Raw genomic sequence first — 19,417 nt, forward strand, 5'->3', positions numbered from 1 at the left:
AGCCTGTCCAACGCCTGTTGCTCGTTATCTACCGTCAATATWCCAAATATAACAGGAACAGGTAACTGAAGGTTCAGTTGAAGAATACCTTCTGTTACAGCTTTACACACATAATCAAAATGGGGTGTTTCGCCACGGATCACGCAACCGAAAGCAATAATAGCGCCAGGCTGTTTGCCGGTGCCTTTGGTAGCTTCCCAGTATTGTTTACAGGCGTAAGGTAATTCGAAAGCACCAGGTACGAGTACTTTATCTGTTTTGGTGATTCGGTACTGGTTCAGGGCTTTATCGCAACCTGCTACCAGTTCATTCACAATGGCGTCATTCCATTCGGTATACACCATAACAACACTGGCATCCTCCAGGTTGAGAATGCCAGCGTCATTTAGTAAGCTCTTATTATGCTCGGACATACAATCAGTTTAGAATTACGAATTACGAATTACGAATTACGGATTGGTGGGCAGATAGTAAACGCGATCATTATCCGCTATTATTTACCCACCAATCCGTAATTCGTAATTCGTAATTCGTAATTGATTAGTTCTTTACATCACCCAGTCTAGCCAGGTACTTGTCCATTTCACGACCTTCGTTGGTCTGTGGAAACTTCTCTTTAATTTCTTTATAGATGGTGATTGCATCCTGGGATTTACCAGCTTTTTCCAGGGCCAGACCGGCACGGAACAGGTAAACAGGAGCCGTCAGTTCGTTATCGTTGTAATGACCAGCTTTTTTGTAAGATTCAATACCGTCATCTGTTTTGTTCAGTTCCATGTAAGCGTCACCGATCAAACCGTAAGCAGTAGGCTGGAGCAACAGGTCGTTGGAGCTAAAGGATTTCAGCATGTCGATACCTTTCTGGAAATCGCCCAGGCGGATATAGCAAACACCTGCACTGTATTTAGCCAGGTTACCGGCTTGTGTGCTACCGTATTTTTCAGCTACCTGTAAAAAACCATAATTATTACCATCACCATTCAGTGCCAGTTTGAATGAATCTACTGCGAAGTAGTTTTGCGCATGGAAAACCATTTCCTGTGCTTTGTTTTCATTCGGCTGTTTAACAAAACGGTTATAGGCGAAGAAACCGCCTACCACTACTACTACTGCGATTACTGCAATAGAAATAACGTTTTTGTTTTTATAGAAGAAGTCTTCTGCCTTGTGCATGGATTTCTCCAGGTCAAAATCATTTTTTGTAGGTTGAGGCACGGTGGCTTTATCTTTAGTTTCTGCCATTGTAAGGTGTAATTGTGATTGCTTGGTTATTTAATAGGTAACGAAAAAGCTTTTAGCAGCTAGCTTTTAGCTTTTAGGAAATGCAGCGAAGATTAATATATGATGGTCTTTGCTGTATTTCCTAAAAGCTAAAAGCTAATGGCTAACTACTTAATCAACGATGAAAGGATAATCTTCCTGAACGTAAACGTCTTTCAACAATTCATCATCGTTAGGCCATGGAGATTCTTCTGCGAAAGTTACGCACTCTTCAACTTCCACTTTCACGCGTTCGTTGATGACTTCGATTTCAGCTTCAGTTGCCCATTTATTTTTCTGAATTACTTTCAGTACTTCGTTGATTGGATCTTTCTCCTTGTACTCTTCCAGTTCTTCTTTAGTACGATATTTAGCCGGATCGCTCATGGAGTGACCACGGTAACGGTAAGTTTTGATTTCCAGCAAGGTTGGACCACCTTTTTCACGGCTGCGTTTTACGGCTCTTTCGATACCATCGTGCACCGCTTCGCAACTCATACCGTCGATAGAATCGGCAGGCATTTCGTAAGCGTCAGCCAACTTATAGATATCCAATACGTTGGAGGTACGTTCTACGGAAGTACCCATGGCGTACATGTTATTTTCACAAATGAAAATTACCGGGAGTTTCCAGGTCATCGCCATGTTAAAGGTTTCATGCAGGATACCCTGACGGGCAGCGCCATCACCAAAGAAACACAACACTACGTTGTCTGTTCCTTTGTATTGCTCTGCAAGCGCCAGTCCGGCACCTGTACCTATCTGAGCTCCAACAATACCATGGCCACCGAAGAACCCATGTTCTTTGGAGAAAAAGTGCATACTGCCTCCCTTTCCTTTCGAACAACCGGTTGCTTTACCATACAGTTCTGCCATACAAGCTTTAGCGGAAATTCCTTTCGCAATTGCCAGCGCATGATCACGATAAGCAGTGATGAATTTATCCTCCGGCTTGGTAGCAGTCATCGCACCAGCAGCAATTGCTTCCTGTCCTATGTACAAATGACAAAAGCCACGGATCTTCTGCATCCCGTACAATTGGCCTGTCTTTTCTTCAAAGCGGCGCAGCAAAAGCATCAATTCATACCAGTACAGATATGTCTCTTTGGTGAATTTCGTCTTCACGTCTGTTTTAGTTTGCACTCTTTCTAAATTTGTTCGCAAATATAACAGGAAAATCCTAAAATATAAATATCAATTCTAATTCCCATTAAATTATGCAAATTCATCAATTTCAAACAGTTTTGCATTTATTTGCACGGGAATCTCAGGGAACTTCCCATTAGTGCGGTTTTTTATCACTTATACAATTGAGAATTTTCGCATATTATTAATTACGAATAACTTTTTTCTTTGCTTTATATTAATAAAATATCACTCGTTCAGTTCAAAAATTACACGCAGGAGACCTTTTCCTTCCAGCACCGGATCGTAGGGATCACCGGCAGAAACGGCGCCGGCAAGACTAACCTGCTCGACGCCATCTACTATTTGTGCTTCACCCGCAGCTATTTTACCAGCAGCGAAAGCCAGAATACCCAATACCAAACCAACGGATTTCGCCTCGAAGGCTACCTTGAAAAGAATAAACAGCCCGAAAAGATCATTTGCACGGTCAAAGACGGCAGGAAAGAGATCAGTCTGAACGATGATAAGTACGACCGCTTCTCCCGGCATATCGGCCAGTTTCCGGCCGTAATGATTGCCCCAGACGATGCCGAGATCATCCTGGGCGGCAGCGAAGAAAGACGTAAATGGCTCGATAGCCTCTTGTCCCAACTGTACCCCGAGTACCTCGACCACCTCATCATCTACCAAAAAATACTCTTACAACGGAATACCCTCCTGAAAAATATGGCGGCCACCGGACAAAACCAGGATAGCCTGCTCGATGTATTCGATCTGCAACTGGTGATGCATGGTGTACCCGTATACGAAACCAGGAAAGCTTTCCTCCAAACCTTTATCCCCAAAGTCCAGGAACTGTATGATTATATTTCCGGTACCCATGAAGTGGTGAATATACAGTACCAGTGTACCCTGCAGGAGGAAGACTACGCTGCACAACTGAATACCGCCCGCTACCGTGATATGCAGCTGCAACGCACCACCACCGGCATTCACAGAGATGACCTGCTCTTTTTACTGGATGATCATCTCATGAAAACCAGCGCCTCCCAGGGACAACGTAAAAGCTTTTTATTCGCGCTCAAGCTGGCACAGTTTGAAGTGATCCGTCAAAATAAAAAGTTCCCTCCGCTCCTGCTGCTCGATGATGTATTTGAAAAGCTTGACCAGGAGCGCGTTACCCGTTTAATTGCGTTGGTGGCCAGCGATAGTTATGGTCAGGTGTTTATTACTGATACGCACGCAGACCGCCTGCAACAAGCCTTTGCGGGAACTACCGCTGAAATACAGCTGATAAAGATCTAAATTTTAGTACCTTCGCACCATGCGCCACGGAACTACCAGTATCGGAGATGCCCTTCGGGAATTTATGAACAAAAGCAGGATGAAACCCCGTCTCATGGAGGTGCGCATCCAGGATAACTGGGAGAAGCTAATGGGTAAAACCATTGCCCGCTACACACAGAGTATCCAGCTGATCGATAATAAATTGATCGTAACTACAACAGTGGCGCCACTAAAACAGGAATTGACTTATTCTAAAGACAAGATCATCAAGTTGGTGAATGAAATGCTCGGAGAGAACATTGTAAAAGAGGTGATGATCAGGTAAACAGGGATCAGTTGGAGGCAAACTGACGAATCAGGCTGTTAACTTCGGAGATTTTCATGGTGGTTTGCAGATTTACAATCACGAAATCTGACGCGTCCTGGATCAACATCACCACATTACCCAGCTCATCATCTTTCCCTTTGTTGAGTATATGCACCAGGCTACCCTTATCTCTTACTTCCATCAGCATATCAAAATGCTCATTGCGTTCCAGGTTACTTTTTAAATCCGCAATCTCGTCTCCGCTTACCGTACTACCGTTCACGTTAGAGATGGTATATATTTTTACACGACGTACATTATTCAAAGCATGCTTCACACTTTTGGCATCGGCGTCATCATCGGCAAATGAGAGGCACCAACCCGCCAGCTTCATGCTGAAACCGCCCACAGACACGGTATGGACTTCTGCATTCGCCCGGTGTTTGTTGCGGAATTCACGCAGGCATCTGTCTTGTGCAGTAACTGCTGAAGCAGACAATAAAAAACAACCGGCAGCAATAATGAATGATTTCATGGGAGTTTTTTTTGAATTATTTCTTCTTGATGTTTTTCAGCTTATCCATTCCCTGGATGTTGACAGATCCGGCAATGAGTGAAATTTCGTTGAGGTCAATATCGCCCACCAGGCTCATGGCCATGAACTCATTGGAGCTGCCTACCAGCATAATCAGTTCGCTGATAGCGCCTTTGGCGTTTTCTTTGACCATAAATTTCAGGTCACTGTCTTTATCCCGCAGTGTCATCAGCTCTTCGAAATCGCTGCTGAGAAAGGCGGCTGCTTCCTTGTACAGGCGTGGACCTTCGCGGGTATCTTCTTTGGCAAGGATCCGCAGTCCTTTCAATTTCTGAATTACTTTCATCATGTTTTTGGCATCTGCATCGCCCGTTTCTACTTTGGCGAACATGCTGAACATTTTGGGTGTAATGCTGACCAGCGTAAAGCTCCGGTCACTTTCGTACTTCTGGAAAAACCGGTCTATGACGCTCCCCTGCTGTGCGGAGAGGTGGAAACTGGCAAAGACCGCCATCAATAATAATAGGTATCGTTTCATCTTTCTATATTTAGTATCGGTTTTTGAATGGCTGATTAATCTTTTCCTTCTACAATGGCCGTAGCCTCATTGAAATAAGAGAGCTTCTGCATTTTGGACGTCCCTTTGTTCAGGTTTTTCGCCAGCAGCTGTAATGCTTTCTTGGTTTCGGCCAGTGCGCGCTGCGGATCATTCATTTCCTGCTGTTTCAGGGCAATGATCGCTTCCTGCTGCCGGTGGCCCTGTTGCTGAAGCGCATAGCCGATGCCAACGGCTACCAGTAATACTGCTGCATACTTCATCCAATGGCGGAACGGCGACAGTTTCACTACTTTTGCCGGGGGCGCTTCCCATACTTTTGTTGCCTCCACATGAAAGTACTGGAACATAGGAGCCGCCTCCTGCAACGCTTCCGGTAAATCAGGGTGAGGAATACTGAAAAATTCACGCAACCCTGCTTCTTCTTCCAGGGAAGTTTCCCCTTCCCAATACTTTTCCAGCAATGCACTGATCCTGTTATAATCCATATACCTGCAGATTTTGTAGTTTCTCCCGAACCGTTTTGCGGGCCCGGTGCAAATTCACTTTAACATCATTCATGTCTATATCCAGTATGTCGGCGATCTCCTGGTAGGAATGCCCGTCTATGTCCCGCAGTTGCAGGATGGTACGGTACTTTTCCGGCAGGGCATTGATCGCCACATGCACTTTTTGCATCACATCGTTCTGTTCCGCAGCTGCATGCGGACTTTGCTGTTGTACAGCAGGCAGCTCTCCTGCCCTGTCCAGGTCGTCAGACATACGGTACTTCCTGGACTTGATTTTGTCCAGCGCCAGGTTGCGGGTAATACGCATGCACCAGGCTTCCATATTCTGTAACTCCACCATCTTCTCCTGCATACCCCATACTTTCATAAGGGCATCCTGGGTGATATCCTGCGCGTCTTCCTCATTACCTAACAGGCGGAATGCAAAGCGGTAAAGCTTTTGCCTGACTGGGACCACCTGTGTAAGAAATCGTTCTAATGACATGCAGAATAGTGCGTTTGAAAAGAAGACGACTGTAAAAAGCGGATGTTACAAAAAGTTGAAAAAAATTTTCAGTGTCGGGAGATGTCCCTTGCGTTAATCCAGTTTAATTCTCGGATCTATGAGCGTGTAGAGCAGATCCGCCAGCAGGTTTACGAGCACGAAGATGCCTGCGGTGAGTAAGATAGCTCCCATTACTACGGGGAAGTCGAATTTGTCGAGGGCATCTACGGTGACTTTACCGATGCCTTTCCAGCCAAAAATGTATTCTACGAAGAAGGCGCCTGCCAGCAGTTCGGCAAACCAGCCTGTGATAGCGGTGATAACAGGATTGAGGGCATTGAGCAGTGCATGGCGCCAGATGACCCTGGATTTGGAGAGCCCTTTGGCGTAGGCCGTGCGGATATAGTCCTGGTGGAGTACATCCAGCATGGCACTGCGGGTGAGCTGCACAATGATGGCCAGCGGGCGGATGCCCAGGGTAATGGCTGGCAACACCAGGTTGCGCAGGTTTAGTACCCTGCCTTTGAAAGGGTCTACATCAAACAGACTGCCACTCATATGCAACCCGGTATAATCACTGAGTACAAAGCCAAAGAGATAAGCCAGTACGATACCTGCAAAAAAGGATGGAGCGGAAATACCGGCTACGCTGGCAAATACAGCGCCGGTATCCATCCAGGTATTTTGTTTTACGGCAGAAAGCACGCCCATGGCGATGCCGGTGATGGTAGCAAACAACATGGCGGCTACCGCCAGCAGCAATGTGCCGGGCAGGGCTTCCATTAAAATATCCCATACCTGCTTTTTACCCTGGTACGAGCGTCTGAGGTAGGGTGTTTTCAGCACCAGTATTTTCTCTTTTGATATATGCGCTACCGTTATATAGTGCAAATTCTCCTTTGCCTGTTCAGGGGTATGCACCCCTATCGGCAGCAGGTCATTCAGATAATATAGAAACTGCACCCCGACCGGCTGATCGAGATGCAGTTCTTTACGTACGTTTTCCAATGAGGCAACGTCTGCCCGCTGTCCAAGGGTAAGCCTGGCCGGATCGCCGGGCAATACATTGAACAGGAAGAACACCAGCACCACTACACCGAGTAGTACCAATATACCATAACCTGTTTTACGAAGCAGAAAACGAAGCATAGAGAGCTGTTAGCTTTTAGCTGTTAGCAGTTAGCCTTTAGCGGTTAGCCTTTAGCGGTTAGCTATTAGTAAATGTAATAAAAATCAACAGATGATCTTCGCTGCATTTACTAACAGCTAACAGCTAAAAGCTAATAGCTAAAAGCTGTTACGGAATATCATTATAGTGCCATTTGCCTTTGATGGTACCTTTATCCAGCAGTATCAGGCAGGGATTACTTCTGCCGGCTGTTTTAATGGCTACACCATCCATTTGTACAAACGGAAACTCCAGGCCATGTTGTTGCTTAAATGCAGCTATTTCTTCTTTGGTGGAAGCTGTCACTCCATATATTAATATACCCTGATTTTTCCACTTGTCCTGCAGCACTTTCATTTTCACGTCCCAACCGCTACCAGCCTTTTGTACATTTTGTACGAGGAAGAGGTATACGGGTTTGGTTTCTGCTAAAATGGCCTGGGTTTGATTTACGCCATCGGCATCGGTGAGGATGAAATCCTTGATGGCTGGTTCGGCATTGCCTTTCTTCACCAGTTTATCTTTACGGTCTACAAACTTCCAGGTGCTGTCTGACCATGGGTAGTTGTCTGCCGTAAATTCTTTCTTCTGACCATCCTTTTCATAAATAAACATCATTTCGTACACGTCAGGAGTAGCGCCTGGAGGCAGTTTCATCTTCTCCGGAATATTATTACCTATTTTATAAGGCAGGCAGTCAACAAAAGGCAGGTGTTTTAAAGTATACCATTGAATACCAAAAGACAAGATCGTTGCTATCACCAGGGCAATACCTGCTCCCTTGACAGGTTGTATTTGTTTGCGGTAGAAGAAAATCACGAGGATCATCACTAACAGGGCCACATCCTTCCAGAATGTTTCTACTGCGGTAAGTTTGATACAGTCGCCGAAACAGCCGCATTCACGGATGGTGCCGCTGAACAATGCGTAACCGGTAAGGAAGGTAAAGAAGATGATGAGCAGTAACAGCAGCACAGAAAAGATACGCATGCGGTATCCTACCAGCACGGCCACCCCTGCAATGATTTCGAAAGCATTCATCAATATGGAGTATGCCAGGGAATAGGGAGAAAGAAATGTCAGATGCAACACTTCGAAAAATTCCTCCATTTTATAGCTGAGCCCCAACGGGTCATTGGCTTTAATAAGACCGGAGAAAATGAATAACACCCCAACGATTATACGCAACAGGTTAAGGATAATCTTCATAAAATAGTTTAATGGTGATTGTGATCCGTGAAGATAAGGACAATCATGATGTACCTTTCTCTAAAATTGATGAGCGCAACATTTTGTTGACACCGCTGGTAAATCTGTTGCTGAATTAAAGCACTAAATCCCTAAATTCGGAAATGATTGATTTTCCTTCTTAGATTTGCAGGCAAAATAAAGAATTTCGGGTAAAAGGCCAGAACTATATGAAAATCAGGCAACAGGCGCCTGCATGCTAACTACTTAACGCATTCAAATGAAACCAGACCATATCCAAATATTATCCTCACCAACTATTAATTGCAGGGGACAATTATTGTCACTGTCTACGCCGGCGGTGATGGGTATTATTAATGTAACCACAGATTCTTTTTATGAAGGCAACCGTATGCATGAGTTGCACCAGGTGATGGAAAAGGCGAAGCAGCACCTCGAAGAAGGCGCTACCATCCTGGATCTGGGTGCACAAAGCACACGTCCCGGTGCAGATGTGATTGGTGCAGAAGAAGAACTACATCGTTTATTACCAGCCATTCACGCTATACTCAACCGTTATCCGACTGCTATTATTTCTATAGATACCTGGTATGCCGCTGTAGCTGAAAAAGCAGTGCATGCCGGTGCAGCTATTATTAATGATGTGAGTGCGGGCGATATGGATGCCAACATGATTCCGGTTGTTGGACAGTTGCAGGTACCTTATATTGCGATGCACATGCAGGGCAAGCCTGCTACCATGCAGCAGCGTCCTCAATATGAAAATGTAGTGACTGAGGTGCTGGACTACCTGAAACAAAAGCTGGCGGAGTGCCGTGCAGCCGGCATCAAAGACTTTATTGCGGATCCCGGCTTTGGCTTCGGGAAAACCATTGAACATAATTATGCCCTGCTGAAAGAGCTGCATCTGTTCAAGGATATCCTGGGTGTTCCGGTGCTGACAGGCATTTCCCGCAAATCGATGATCTATAAGCTACTGGATATTACGCCAGTGGAGGCATTGAATGGCACAACAGTATTGAATACCATTGCCCTTCAACAGGGCACGCATATATTAAGGGTACATGACGTTAAAGCCGCTGTAGAAGCGGTAAGGATTATGGAGAAAATGAAAGGCTAATTAAATCTTGCTATTTTTACAACTATGAAGGAAGTAATACAATTTTATGGAGTTGAGTTTCGCTGGCTGAATGTTTTGGACCTGCTGATTGTTGTTTTTTTAATCATTCAATTATATCGTTTATTAAAAGGTAGTCTTGCTTTCAATATTTTCGTTGGGCTGTTGATGGTATATGCAGCGTATTTCCTGGTCAGGGCTTTACAGATGCCTATTCTGACCATTATCCTGCAGAACTTTATTAATGTGGGTATCATCGCCATCATTATTATTTTTCAGCCGGAGATCCGGAAGTTTTTGCTGGTATTGGGAAAGAAGACACCGCTGAGCAAGGATAGTTTTTTGACCAAGTTATTCCTGCCTGATAAGTTTAAGAGTTATAAGGAAGAAGAAAATATTATCAATGAACTCATTGTTGCGGTAAGCAGAATGCAGAGTACTTCTACCGGTGCGTTGATGGTAATTGCCACTACCTATCGTTTAAAATTCGATTCGGCGTCCAGCATTCCTATTGATGGTAACGTAAGTGCTAAGCTGATAGAAAGCATTTTTGAAAAGCACAGTCCCCTGCACGATGGTGCGCTGATTATAGTAGGTAATAAGATCCTGGCGGCTAAAGTGATATTGCCGGTGTCTGAAAATCCGAATCTGCCTACACGTATCGGCTTACGTCACCGTTCTGCAGTAGGTATCACCGAGCATAGTGATAATCTGGCTATTATCGTATCCGAGGAAAGGGGTACCGTTTCCTACGCCATGGACGGCGTGCTGACACAGGATGTATCGCTGGAAGATCTGAAAGTAAAGTTATATGAAGTGCTGATAGACGGATATGCGTAGAACAGCTGTTAGCTTTTAGCTGTTAGCTGTTAGCTGTTAGCAAATGCAGCGGAGATGATCAGTTATTATAAAGAGAAAGGAGATCAGGTACAATACCTGATCTCCTTTCTCTTTATACTTAAATATCTCCGCTGCATTTGCTAACAGCTAAAAGCTAATAGCTAACAGCTATTTCACTATTTACCTGGAGCTGGCGTCGGCATTACTGGAGCTGCTGTTTCAGGACCACCTGCTTTAATGTCTACCAGTTGTACGTCAAATACCAGGATAGAGTTACCAGGAATTACTGGAGGACTGCCCTGTAAGCCGTAAGCTAAACCAGAAGGAATCACCAGGGTTGCTTTGGAACCTTTTTTCAGGCCGCTTAAGCCAGCATCCCAACCTCTGATCACGAAACCACGACCGATAGGGAATTTAATTGGTTCTAAAGGCATACCTGGGCGCATAGTTGAATCCTGGCTGGAATCAAATACTTTACCGGTGGTCAGTTTACCAGTGTAGTGTACATAAACGGTATCACCTGGGTTAGGTGTAGCGCCGGTACCTTCCTGGTTAACGGCTACATATACGCCTGCAGCGTTTTTAGTAGCTTTGATTTTGTTTTTGTCGAGGTACTCAGAGATGAGTTTCTCGTCTTTTTCTCTCTGGGCAGCAGCAGAGTATATACCTTCTACAGCGAAAGTGATTTTCAGCTTGTCACCTTTTTTACCGAATGGAGGACGCTCCTGAGCTGGTAATGAATCCCAGGGAATGATAAAAGTAGCGCTATCGCCTGCGTGCAGGAGAGCAATACCTTCCATCAGGTCAAACTTGTTTGAAGGCTTCTGTAACACTACCGGAACGGCAGCTCCAACCATTTTACGGGACTCGCCCAACAGGGAATCATTGATGCGTTGGGTTACATTCAGAAGGGCAGTATCACCCAATTTCAGTTGTGCTCCGCTGCCAGATTTGTGAACGATATACTCAATACCGCTCGGTGTTTTTTTAACACCCGTTCCGCAACTGGCTATCAGAAAGCCTAAAGCTGCAGTTGCAACTAATAACTGATTGTTTTTTTTCATTTGTTTGTATTAGTAGGTTGAAATACTTTATTTAATTTATTGCAGCAGGTCCTCATTTTCCTCGACAGCCTTAATGAAACGGTCAACGGTTTTTTCTAAAGGATCTATGCTGCGGCCGCCGGAAGCGTTAAAGTGTCCACCACCATCGAAGTATTTGCGGGCGAAAGTATTCACGTCGAAATCTCCTTTGGAGCGGAATGACAATTTAACTTCTGAGTTTCTGTCAATGATCAGTGCGGCCATTTTAATACCCTGTATGGATAACAGGAAATTTACCAGGCCTTCCGTATCCCCTGTTTGCAGGTCAAACCTTTTCAGGTCGGAATAAGGAATGGCCAGCATGGCGGTATTGTATTCATAGAATACTTCCATACGGTTCAGCAGACTATGTCCGAGGAAGCGCAGTCGGTTTTCCAGGAAATTGTCGTAGATCGCCTGATGTATTACCTCGTGGCGCAGGCCTCTGTCCATCAGATCGGCCACCATGCGGTGCACGGCAGCAGAAGTAGATGCAAAGCGGAAAGAACCTGTATCGGTAACAGTACCGGCATAGATGCACTGTGCAATTTCGAGGTTAATATACTGCTCATCTCCCAATTTATATATAGTTTCATAAACTAATTGGGCAGTTGAGCTGGCTTTGGTATCACTAATGCCGTATTCAAAATTGGGCTGAGGCTCCAGGTGATGGTCTACAAGGATTTTGATACAATCCAGTTTTTCCAGGTGGGGCGCCAGATTTTTGGTGCGGTACAAGGCGTTGAAGTCCAGGCAAAACAGGAGTTCTATGCCTTTCAGTGCCTCGATAGCCCGGTCCATGGAAGATTCGTAGTCAATAACCAAATCAGCTCCAGGCATCCATTTCAGGAAATCCGGAAAGTTAGTGGGTGATATTACAGTTACCTGGTGTCCTTTCTGCACTAAGTAGTGGTACATTGCTAAGGAAGATCCCATGGCATCCGCATCTGGCTTCTGATGCATCGTGATGACCACTTTCTTAGGGCTTTCCAGCAAAGGTTTAATTTCCTCGATCGGCTTCATTAAAAAACTGTAATGTTAAGAGTTGATTTCCAATCACAACAAGTGGTTGAAACAGAAAACGAAGTGCGAAGATCTTTATTTGAGCCAGAATTTCAAAATTTTTTACCACTAAAGAAAATGTAATTACTTTTGCGGCCTAATCTGTAATTCGGAATTAAACATTATATGAGCAACAGAACATTTACTATGATCAAGCCTGATGCAGTAGCAAACGGGCACATTGGCGGCATTTTAAACATGATCAACGCTGCAGGTTTCCGCATCGTAGCCATGAAAATGACGCAGTTATCTACTGCTAAAGCAGGTGAGTTTTATGCAGTACATGCGGAAAGACCTTTTTACGGTGAACTGGTAGAATTCATGAGCAGCGGCCATATCGTAGCGGCTATCCTGGAGAAAGACAACGCCGTAGAAGATTTTCGTAAACTGATTGGTGCTACCAATCCTGCTAATGCAGAAGAAGGTACCATCCGTAAAAAATACGCAGAGTCTATCGGCCGTAACGCAGTTCACGGTTCCGACTCTGATGAGAACGCTGCAATTGAAGGCAACTTCTTCTTCAGCGGTCTGGAAAAATTCTAGTGCTACAACGCAAATTCATTGCAAAAAGGGCTGGCGCTTCAAAACGCCGGCCCTTTTTATTTTTACGTTATCTAATTTATTCATTTTAAATTATTTACATCCATTTACCTAAAGTAATCTACTCAACAAATACCCTTGCCTGCCAAATAGGCGTAAACACATGATTTTTAATGAAAATGTGATGCTTAAACAGGCCCCGAAAACAGGCTTTTTTCAGGCAAAATCATCAAGATTTTTATCTCTTTAGAAAATTCATTATCAGATATTTATAGCTATCCAACGAAAGCCGGACTTTAAACAAATACCCCTCTCCTCTTTTGGACCCAAAAAAACTGGTATAATATTACCATTTCGGGTAGCCGTTCACGTTGTTTCCCCTAAAACTTTTTAACTTGCCCTTCTATGTGGCAATCATTCCGGAAACTGTTTAAAGGGTATTTAAGATTAGAGCGGTCCATGTCCGACCACTCCGTTGAAGCATATGTGCGTGATGTAGAAAAGCTGGAGCAATACCTGATGTCGGTCGGCAAAGATAAACTCCGCCCCCAGGATGTGACCCTGGAAGACCTGCAAGGTTGCGTACAATGGATTGCCAAACTGGGAATGACCGCTACCTCCCAGGCCAGAACGATTTCGGGATTGAAAGCATTTTATAAATTCCTGTTGCTGGAAGACATGGCCCAGGAAGATCCTACCCAACTACTGGAAGCACCCAAAGTGTTACGTAAACTACCGGACGTACTCACCTTTGAAGAAATAGAACAAATCATTGCCCAGATATCCCTGGACACCGCCGAAGGACATCGCAACAAAGCGATCCTGGAAACAATGTACAGCTGCGGACTGCGTGTGAGTGAAGTCATCAACTTACAGATTACCCAGCTGCATATGGACGTAGGATTTATCCGCGTGATAGGTAAAGGCAATAAAGAAAGGATGGTACCCATTGGCAAAGACGCCATGCGGCAGATAGATATTTACCGGAGAAATGTTCGTATACAGTTGCCCGTTAAATATGGAGAAGAAGACACCCTCTTTCTGAACCGCCGGGGCGGCGCCCTGAGCCGGGTCATGATTTTCCTGGTGATTAAGGAGCTGACGAAGAAAGCGGGTATCCATAAAAACGTGTCGCCACATACCTTCCGGCACTCTTTTGCTACCCACCTGGTGGAAGGCGGTGCCGACCTGCGCGCCGTACAGGAAATGCTGGGGCACGAAAGCATTACCACAACAGAAATTTACACGCACCTGGACCGGGAGTATCTAAGGGATACGCTCCTGCGTTTTCATCCAAGGTTCTAAGGGCTATAAAAAGAAACAGCTACCTGGGGAAAGGTAGCTGCTCTTTTGCCATTAAGATGGGTCAACATTCGGGGAACGTCGTATTGATGACGGAGTTGACTAACAGATGGAAGACTTCGAACTTTCTTTTCTTTTACAATAAGCTGTAGTGGGTTAGCAAACGATCTTTATCACTCTTATTTTTTCGTGGGGCCGTTAGCGTAATCATATCGCTTAACCAGCTACCAATCTGACTGGACGCCCTTTTGACTCTCGAACGCTTATAAATTATATTCAGGTTGCTGCAGGGGGCTATGTCCCGGCGGTCTCTGGATTGAGACACTCTCTCATCTTCTGCCCACAGCAGTTGTTCATTTTTGTAAATTTTAAAATATACATCTGGTCCCAGGTTTTTCCGGTCTGGTATAATCGACTTCATCAACCCTGACCGTACATGTTGCCGGGAGAAATGAAGGAAGTAGCGGCCCACCTCATCTGTCTTCGCGTGTCCGATTACCTGACCGGTTTGCGCGTTATATGCTTCTACTTTCAAATGAGGCTGTCCTGCCGCGCCCAGATGCGGCTTTACCACCCCCGTAATTACCCAGGCCCCTGCATTAGCATAAATGTTATGCCAGATGGTGGCAGGTATTACGTAAGCATAGGCGCCTACATAACCATTGCTATTCCGTTTCCAGTGCAACACAATACTGCTCAGATGAAAGTTGCGCGACTGCTGGCTACCATTTTTACCGGGTAACTGATCCAGACAAAGGTCCAGTTCCAGTGGTTCGGTAAAAAGATGTACTTCGTCCCAGCTAAGACTAAAGTTTCCTTTTTCATCCAGCGTAGCGTGCGCCAGTAACCTGTCGGCCTTCATCAGCACTTCTTTGGCAGACAAAGGCTTCATGTCATTAAAAATACCTGATGCCTGATTCTCCGTCCGGTTCTTTATATCCGGCAGATAAATACGAATGCGTGCATTTGCCAGCGGCTCAATACAATCATTACAAATAAGTGCAGAGATGTTTCCGATTAATAGGTAACTCATAATTTTATTTTTTTAACGAAAAAAAAAGGGGTTAACGAGCATCACCTGATGAATTGTTTTCTGCATATACTAAATCAAAGACAAACAAGGTAGAAAGGCCAATTACTATTAAACTTTTCTGTTGACAGTAGATTACTAAGCCAGTTGACAATACAAAGATTAGGAAGTTTAGAAGAGGAGTCAAGCGTTTAACAACTGAAAAAAATGAATACGTATAAGTACGCATATCAAGATGAGAGATACCTGGTTAGATTGATTGGCAAGATGTTATGCGGGAAAATGGGGAATGCAATCGCCCGGATACGGACTGTTTGTGTTCGGATACGAACAACAAAGCAACTTTGCTCATTTGATTATCAGGTGGATATGAAAAGGCATGTTTTTGGGCAATGTAGTTACCTGCAAAAAGCCAATTGAAAGCATGCTTAGAAACTACCTGAAAATCGCCTGGAGAAACCTGCTGAGAAACAGGACTTTCTCCATTATCAACATCACCGGTCTGGCAGTGGGGCTCGGCTGCTTTCTGCTGATTGCACTGTTTGTGCTGGACGAACTGAGCTTCGACCGTTACTACAATAAAACAGAAAATATCTATCGTATTAACGGGGATGCCCGTTGGGGTGGTCAGGAGCTTCACGTGGCCGAAACTTCGGATATGATGGGACCTATCCTTAAAGAGGATTATCCACAGGTGCAGGAATACACGAGAATTTATTCGCACAGCGGTGACGTAAAACTGATCAGGAAAGACAATGAGTATATCACAGAAACGCGTACCGCTTATGTCGATTCAACCTTCTTCAATGTCTTTGCATTCCCGGCCCTGGAAGGCAATACCCTGACTGCATTGAATGTTCCCCATACCGTGGTGATGACGGCATCGGCTGCGGCCCGCTATTTCGGATCAGCCAGCAGCGCCATCGGCAAAATGCTCGAAGTGCAGGAAGGCGGCAAGGACATACCCTATAAAGTGAGTGCTGTGATAGCCGATATTCCCGGCAATACCCATTTCCATTTTGACCTGCTGTTCTCAATGAAAAGCCTGGATTACAGATGGGGACAACTGGGCAATGCCAATTTCCACACCTACCTCGTTCTCAGGCCTGGCACCGATTACAAGGCTTTTGAAAAAAAGTTCCCTGACTATATTAATAAACATCTAATCCCCATCATGAAGGATTTCCAGATCTACAGCATGGCAGACCTGGAAAAATCGGGGAACCGGTTTAGCTTTTCGCTCATTCCTGTAACACAAATACACCTGTATTCCGACAGGCCGGGTGGAGAAGAACTCAGCCCGCCCGGCAGTGTGCAATATGTTGCCATTTTTTCTGCCGTGGCCATGTTCATCCTGCTCATTGCCTGTGTCAACTTCATGAACCTGACAACGGCCCGATCTATCGGCAGGGCGCGGGAAGTAGGCGTGCGCAAAGTATTGGGTACCGATCGCAGAGAACTGGTGATGCAGTTCCTCATTGAATCTATCCTGATGGTATTATTGTCTTTATTGATTGGCATTGGTATCACCTTTCTGGCACTGCCACTTTTCAATTCACTGTCCGGCAAAACAATGACCCTGGCAAGTCTTTTTTCTCCGGTGATTCTGCCGCTGATGATTGCATTGCCTTTTGCAGTAGGACTGCTGGCAGGAAGCTATCCGGCTTTCTTCCTCTCCGGCTTTAAACCTATCGAAGTATTGAAAGGCCGGCTGAAGGCAGGAACAAAAAGTGGAGGGCTTCGGAGCGCCCTGGTCGTAGCCCAGTTTACCATTTCAATTATGCTGATCATTGGGACGATTGTTGTATTCCGGCAACTGCATTATATTCAGACACGCGACCTTGGATTTAACAAGGAGCAGGTATTGATTGTGGATGGTGCTGATGCGCTGGGCAGTAATGCGGATGCATTTAAGAAGGACGTGACACAATTGTCTGGTGTAAAAGCCGGAACACTAAGTGCATTTCTGCCGGTATCCAAATCGTCCCGTAATGTATATAACATCTTCAAAGATCCTGTCCAAACTGCATCCAACAGTTTCAATATAGCCACCTGGGCGATTGACGACGGGTACTTTTCTACCATAGGTATCAAAGTGCTAAAGGGAAGGAATTTTTCTCCCGGTTTCAGAACGGATTCCTCTTCTGTGATCATTAACGAGGTGGCTGCCCGGATTTTAGGGTATGCCGATCCGATAGGAAAGAATGTATATACCTTCAATGATGCCGGAAAGCCAACCGCCTATCCGATCCTGGGCGTGGTGAAGAATTTTAATTTTGAAACCCTGCACCATGAGGTAGGTCCTCTCATGTTCACATTGCAGAGAAGCACAGGACTTGCCTCTTTTAAAGTGAATACTTCTGTCATCACCCCGCTGATCGCACAGGTCAGGAACAAATGGACGGCGCTGGCGCCTGGTGCGCCTTTCAGCTTCCGGTTCCTTGATGATTCTTTTAACGAGATGTATCAATCCGAGCAACAGGTTGGAAAGATTGCCACTATCTTTTCGGTTTTGGCCATATTGATCTCCTGCCTGGGTATGTTCGGACTGGCAACATTTGTTGCGGAACAAAGAACAAAGGAGATGGGAATCCGCAAGGTACTGGGAGCAAGTGTACAAGGGATCGTTGCTTTGCTTTCGGCGGATTTTATAAAGCTGGTGGTCATCGCCTTCTTCATCGCCACCCCTTTGGCCTGGTGGATCATGAATAAATGGTTGCAGGACTTTGTCTACCGGGTAAATTTCAGTTGGTGGATCATCCCCGCATCGGGCCTGGTTGCCCTGCTGATTGCGCTGGTCACAGTAAGCTTTCAGGCGGTTCGCGCAGCGGTGGCCAATCCTGTCCGGAGCCTCAGAATGGAATAAATTTTATCGAATGATTTGTTTTCAACAAATGAAAGACATTATTAATCAACTCAATAATGCTATTCCAGGACGAACCTGGCGCGTATCGGAAGGGGCATAGTGCGGTGAAAGAGTAGTAAGAGTGCAGTAAGAGAGTAGTAAAAGAGTAATGCAACAGTAGTAAGAGTGCAGTGGAACAGTAATAGAAATATAGTGGGAATGCAATAGATAGACGAGTCCTAAGTACCGGAGAAGTATACGAGAAGTATGCGAGAAGTAATAACAGTATGATCTGAGGCGGTAATTGCCTCTACCCATTTTTCTTCGTACTAATCAGCAATTCCCTCACATCTACATCCAATGCCTCCGCAATGGCAAACAGAGATTCTATTCCTGGCTGCACGCTGTTTGTACACCACTTGGAAACCGTTCCTATAGTTACCTCCAGCCTCTCGGCCAGCCAGTTATTTGTCCGTCCTTTTTCTACAATAACTATCTTAATCCTATTATATATCTTCTTAGCCATATAATATATGCTTCCAGAATTATTTCTAGTAAAATAAGAATTATTTATGAATTGAATAGCTGCAATATAGATATTATTACAATTTTTATTAGTAATATTACAACTAATTTTAGTTAAATTATAACCAATTTAGTATCTTTATTCAAACATCATCCATATGCAACCCCACGCAATATACGCTTTCACACAAAACCCTTTACGCTTAACTGATGAAGAATTCCTGCATCCGGAAGCTGTTTTGAAAAACTTCTTCGAGCTATTCGGTCCGGGTGAAACCAGCTACATTCTTTCTTCGGTACAAACCGAAGCGCTGACTAACCCTGATAGCCCTTACCATTCTGTAAAAGAGCGAATGAAAGTACTCTCCTGTTTTACAGAATTACATCGGGTTATAGAAGCGGCGTTTGTTATCTCCCAAAAAATATAAATTTTCAAATTCCATACTACCGTCAATCAACGTTGTTGTCTGCAACGAGGAACACAAACACCTTCATATGCTTATTATTAATGGCGTTAAATAATGATGAACTCCATTAACCAAAAAACCATTTGATGGTTCATTGATAAGATAAAAGAATGCGTACTTCTACGCATTCTGCGGCTAGGTCTACGTAATTACATCACCTTTAA

General features: G+C 44.7%; 21 protein-coding genes. 8 read left to right on the plus strand and 13 right to left on the minus strand.

Annotation, left to right across the window (positions count from 1 at the left end; genetic code table 11):
- The 3 genes from ribH to pdhA all read right to left on the minus strand — a co-directional run.
- Positions 1 to 413, minus strand: a 413-nt coding sequence (gene ribH / locus AC1DP6_RS20810; protein WP_477056533.1) for a 6,7-dimethyl-8-ribityllumazine synthase, incomplete at its 3' end; no start/stop codon positions are given.
- 127 nt (positions 414 to 540) lie between these two features.
- Positions 541 to 1,242: a tetratricopeptide repeat protein gene (locus AC1DP6_RS20815; RefSeq protein ID WP_477056534.1), complete on the minus strand. Its 702-nt coding sequence runs from the start codon at positions 1,240 to 1,242 to the stop codon at positions 541 to 543.
- Positions 1,243 to 1,392: 150 nt separating this feature from the next.
- Positions 1,393 to 2,403, minus strand: a complete 1,011-nt coding sequence (gene pdhA, locus AC1DP6_RS20820) for a pyruvate dehydrogenase (acetyl-transferring) E1 component subunit alpha (protein WP_477056535.1) — start codon at positions 2,401 to 2,403, stop codon at positions 1,393 to 1,395.
- A gap of 210 nt (positions 2,404 to 2,613) precedes the next feature.
- Between pdhA and recF the strand changes: the two genes are divergently transcribed.
- Together recF and AC1DP6_RS20830 are read left to right on the plus strand one after the other, a co-directional pair.
- On the plus strand, positions 2,614 to 3,693 hold the full coding sequence (gene recF / locus AC1DP6_RS20825) for a DNA replication/repair protein RecF (protein ID WP_477056536.1): 1,080 nt from the start codon (positions 2,614 to 2,616) through the stop codon (positions 3,691 to 3,693).
- Between the two features lie 19 nt (positions 3,694 to 3,712).
- Positions 3,713 to 4,000: a DciA family protein gene (locus tag AC1DP6_RS20830; RefSeq protein WP_441575107.1), complete on the plus strand. Its 288-nt coding sequence runs from the start codon at positions 3,713 to 3,715 to the stop codon at positions 3,998 to 4,000.
- A 7-nt stretch (positions 4,001 to 4,007) separates the two neighbouring features.
- Here AC1DP6_RS20830 and AC1DP6_RS20835 read toward each other — a convergent pair whose 3' ends face one another.
- The 6 genes from AC1DP6_RS20835 to AC1DP6_RS20860 all read right to left on the minus strand — a co-directional run bounded on the left by AC1DP6_RS20835 (position 4,008) and on the right by AC1DP6_RS20860 (position 8,443).
- Positions 4,008 to 4,517, minus strand: a complete 510-nt coding sequence (locus AC1DP6_RS20835; RefSeq protein ID WP_477056537.1) for a DUF4252 domain-containing protein — start codon at positions 4,515 to 4,517, stop codon at positions 4,008 to 4,010.
- Positions 4,518 to 4,533: 16 nt separating this feature from the next.
- A complete protein-coding gene (locus AC1DP6_RS20840) occupies positions 4,534 to 5,055 on the minus strand; it encodes a DUF4252 domain-containing protein (RefSeq protein ID WP_477024556.1) in 522 nt (173 codons plus the stop codon).
- 35 nt (positions 5,056 to 5,090) lie between these two features.
- Positions 5,091 to 5,561, minus strand: coding sequence for a hypothetical protein (locus AC1DP6_RS20845; protein WP_477056538.1), 471 nt, complete (start codon positions 5,559 to 5,561; stop codon positions 5,091 to 5,093).
- Complete coding sequence (locus tag AC1DP6_RS20850; RefSeq protein ID WP_477024554.1) at positions 5,551 to 6,066, minus strand: RNA polymerase sigma factor; 516 nt, start codon at positions 6,064 to 6,066, stop codon at positions 5,551 to 5,553. Before AC1DP6_RS20850 ends, AC1DP6_RS20845 begins: the two co-directional genes overlap by 11 nt.
- Positions 6,067 to 6,159: 93 nt before the next feature.
- On the minus strand, positions 6,160 to 7,215 hold the full coding sequence (locus AC1DP6_RS20855; RefSeq protein ID WP_477056539.1) for an ABC transporter permease: 1,056 nt from the start codon (positions 7,213 to 7,215) through the stop codon (positions 6,160 to 6,162).
- Between the two features lie 148 nt (positions 7,216 to 7,363).
- Positions 7,364 to 8,443, minus strand: coding sequence for a BT_3928 family protein (locus AC1DP6_RS20860; RefSeq protein WP_477056540.1), 1,080 nt, complete (start codon positions 8,441 to 8,443; stop codon positions 7,364 to 7,366).
- Between the two features lie 259 nt (positions 8,444 to 8,702).
- On the opposite strand from AC1DP6_RS20860, the gene folP reads away from it, so the two are divergent.
- Together folP and AC1DP6_RS20870 are read left to right on the plus strand one after the other, a co-directional pair.
- Positions 8,703 to 9,563, plus strand: a complete 861-nt coding sequence (folP, locus tag AC1DP6_RS20865; RefSeq protein ID WP_477056541.1) for a dihydropteroate synthase — start codon at positions 8,703 to 8,705, stop codon at positions 9,561 to 9,563.
- A 24-nt stretch (positions 9,564 to 9,587) separates the two neighbouring features.
- A complete protein-coding gene (locus AC1DP6_RS20870) occupies positions 9,588 to 10,400 on the plus strand; it encodes a diadenylate cyclase (RefSeq protein WP_133809738.1) in 813 nt (270 codons plus the stop codon).
- Between the two features lie 176 nt (positions 10,401 to 10,576).
- Here the strand turns inward: AC1DP6_RS20870 and AC1DP6_RS20875 are convergent, their stop codons facing one another.
- Positions 10,577 to 11,464 carry an FKBP-type peptidyl-prolyl cis-trans isomerase gene (locus AC1DP6_RS20875; RefSeq protein WP_477056542.1) on the minus strand — a complete coding sequence of 296 codons (888 nt, stop codon included), beginning with the start codon at positions 11,462 to 11,464 and terminating at the stop codon, positions 10,577 to 10,579.
- Positions 11,465 to 11,500: 36 nt separating this feature from the next.
- On the minus strand, positions 11,501 to 12,505 hold the full coding sequence (locus tag AC1DP6_RS20880; RefSeq protein WP_477056543.1) for a DHH family phosphoesterase: 1,005 nt from the start codon (positions 12,503 to 12,505) through the stop codon (positions 11,501 to 11,503).
- A gap of 165 nt (positions 12,506 to 12,670) precedes the next feature.
- Here AC1DP6_RS20880 and AC1DP6_RS20885 point away from each other — a divergent pair, with 165 nt between their 5' ends.
- Complete coding sequence (locus AC1DP6_RS20885; RefSeq protein ID WP_079471943.1) at positions 12,671 to 13,087, plus strand: nucleoside-diphosphate kinase; 417 nt, start codon at positions 12,671 to 12,673, stop codon at positions 13,085 to 13,087.
- 402 nt (positions 13,088 to 13,489) lie between these two features.
- On the plus strand, positions 13,490 to 14,389 hold the full coding sequence (xerD, locus tag AC1DP6_RS20890) for a site-specific tyrosine recombinase XerD (RefSeq protein ID WP_441575117.1): 900 nt from the start codon (positions 13,490 to 13,492) through the stop codon (positions 14,387 to 14,389).
- 133 nt (positions 14,390 to 14,522) lie between these two features.
- Here the strand turns inward: xerD and AC1DP6_RS20895 are convergent, their stop codons facing one another.
- On the minus strand, positions 14,523 to 15,419 hold the full coding sequence (locus AC1DP6_RS20895) for a hypothetical protein (protein ID WP_477056544.1): 897 nt from the start codon (positions 15,417 to 15,419) through the stop codon (positions 14,523 to 14,525).
- 421 nt (positions 15,420 to 15,840) lie between these two features.
- On the opposite strand from AC1DP6_RS20895, the gene AC1DP6_RS20900 reads away from it, so the two are divergent.
- Complete coding sequence (locus tag AC1DP6_RS20900) at positions 15,841 to 18,282, plus strand: ABC transporter permease (protein WP_477056545.1); 2,442 nt, start codon at positions 15,841 to 15,843, stop codon at positions 18,280 to 18,282.
- Positions 18,283 to 18,571: 289 nt separating this feature from the next.
- Here the strand turns inward: AC1DP6_RS20900 and AC1DP6_RS20905 are convergent, their stop codons facing one another.
- Positions 18,572 to 18,787 (minus strand): helix-turn-helix transcriptional regulator, encoded by a 216-nt coding sequence (locus AC1DP6_RS20905; protein WP_477056546.1) that lies wholly within the window; start codon positions 18,785 to 18,787, stop codon positions 18,572 to 18,574.
- A 157-nt stretch (positions 18,788 to 18,944) separates the two neighbouring features.
- Here AC1DP6_RS20905 and AC1DP6_RS20910 point away from each other — a divergent pair, with 157 nt between their 5' ends.
- The gene (locus AC1DP6_RS20910) at positions 18,945 to 19,214 is read left to right on the plus strand and encodes a hypothetical protein (protein WP_477056547.1); all 270 of its coding nucleotides are present in this window, start codon (positions 18,945 to 18,947) and stop codon (positions 19,212 to 19,214) included.
- Positions 19,215 to 19,417: the final 203 nt, after the last annotated feature.

It is taken from the genome of Chitinophaga sp. 01L420 (assembly GCF_056399985.1).

Bases quoted from the DNA above. Each gene is read 5' to 3' on its own strand.
- AC1DP6_RS20815 (WP_477056534.1), bottom strand. From the start codon at position 1,242: ATGGCAGAAACTAAAGATAAAGCCACCGTGCCTCAACCTACAAAAAAT.
- AC1DP6_RS20830 (WP_441575107.1), top strand. From the start codon at position 3,713: ATGCGCCACGGAACTACCAGTATCGGAGATGCCCTTCGGGAATTTATG.
- AC1DP6_RS20835 (WP_477056537.1), bottom strand. From the start codon at position 4,517: ATGAAATCATTCATTATTGCTGCCGGTTGTTTTTTATTGTCTGCTTCA.
- AC1DP6_RS20840 (WP_477024556.1), bottom strand. From the start codon at position 5,055: ATGAAACGATACCTATTATTATTGATGGCGGTCTTTGCCAGTTTCCAC.
- AC1DP6_RS20845 (WP_477056538.1), bottom strand. From the start codon at position 5,561: ATGGATTATAACAGGATCAGTGCATTGCTGGAAAAGTATTGGGAAGGG.
- AC1DP6_RS20850 (WP_477024554.1), bottom strand. From the start codon at position 6,066: ATGTCATTAGAACGATTTCTTACACAGGTGGTCCCAGTCAGGCAAAAG.
- AC1DP6_RS20855 (WP_477056539.1), bottom strand. From the start codon at position 7,215: ATGCTTCGTTTTCTGCTTCGTAAAACAGGTTATGGTATATTGGTACTA.
- AC1DP6_RS20860 (WP_477056540.1), bottom strand. From the start codon at position 8,443: ATGAAGATTATCCTTAACCTGTTGCGTATAATCGTTGGGGTGTTATTC.
- folP (WP_477056541.1), top strand. From the start codon at position 8,703: ATGAAACCAGACCATATCCAAATATTATCCTCACCAACTATTAATTGC.
- AC1DP6_RS20870 (WP_133809738.1), top strand. From the start codon at position 9,588: ATGAAGGAAGTAATACAATTTTATGGAGTTGAGTTTCGCTGGCTGAAT.
- AC1DP6_RS20875 (WP_477056542.1), bottom strand. From the start codon at position 11,464: ATGAAAAAAAACAATCAGTTATTAGTTGCAACTGCAGCTTTAGGCTTT.
- AC1DP6_RS20880 (WP_477056543.1), bottom strand. From the start codon at position 12,505: ATGAAGCCGATCGAGGAAATTAAACCTTTGCTGGAAAGCCCTAAGAAA.
- AC1DP6_RS20885 (WP_079471943.1), top strand. From the start codon at position 12,671: ATGAGCAACAGAACATTTACTATGATCAAGCCTGATGCAGTAGCAAAC.
- xerD (WP_441575117.1), top strand. From the start codon at position 13,490: ATGTGGCAATCATTCCGGAAACTGTTTAAAGGGTATTTAAGATTAGAG.
- AC1DP6_RS20895 (WP_477056544.1), bottom strand. From the start codon at position 15,419: ATGAGTTACCTATTAATCGGAAACATCTCTGCACTTATTTGTAATGAT.
- AC1DP6_RS20900 (WP_477056545.1), top strand. From the start codon at position 15,841: ATGCTTAGAAACTACCTGAAAATCGCCTGGAGAAACCTGCTGAGAAAC.
- AC1DP6_RS20905 (WP_477056546.1), bottom strand. From the start codon at position 18,787: ATGGCTAAGAAGATATATAATAGGATTAAGATAGTTATTGTAGAAAAA.
- AC1DP6_RS20910 (WP_477056547.1), top strand. From the start codon at position 18,945: ATGCAACCCCACGCAATATACGCTTTCACACAAAACCCTTTACGCTTA.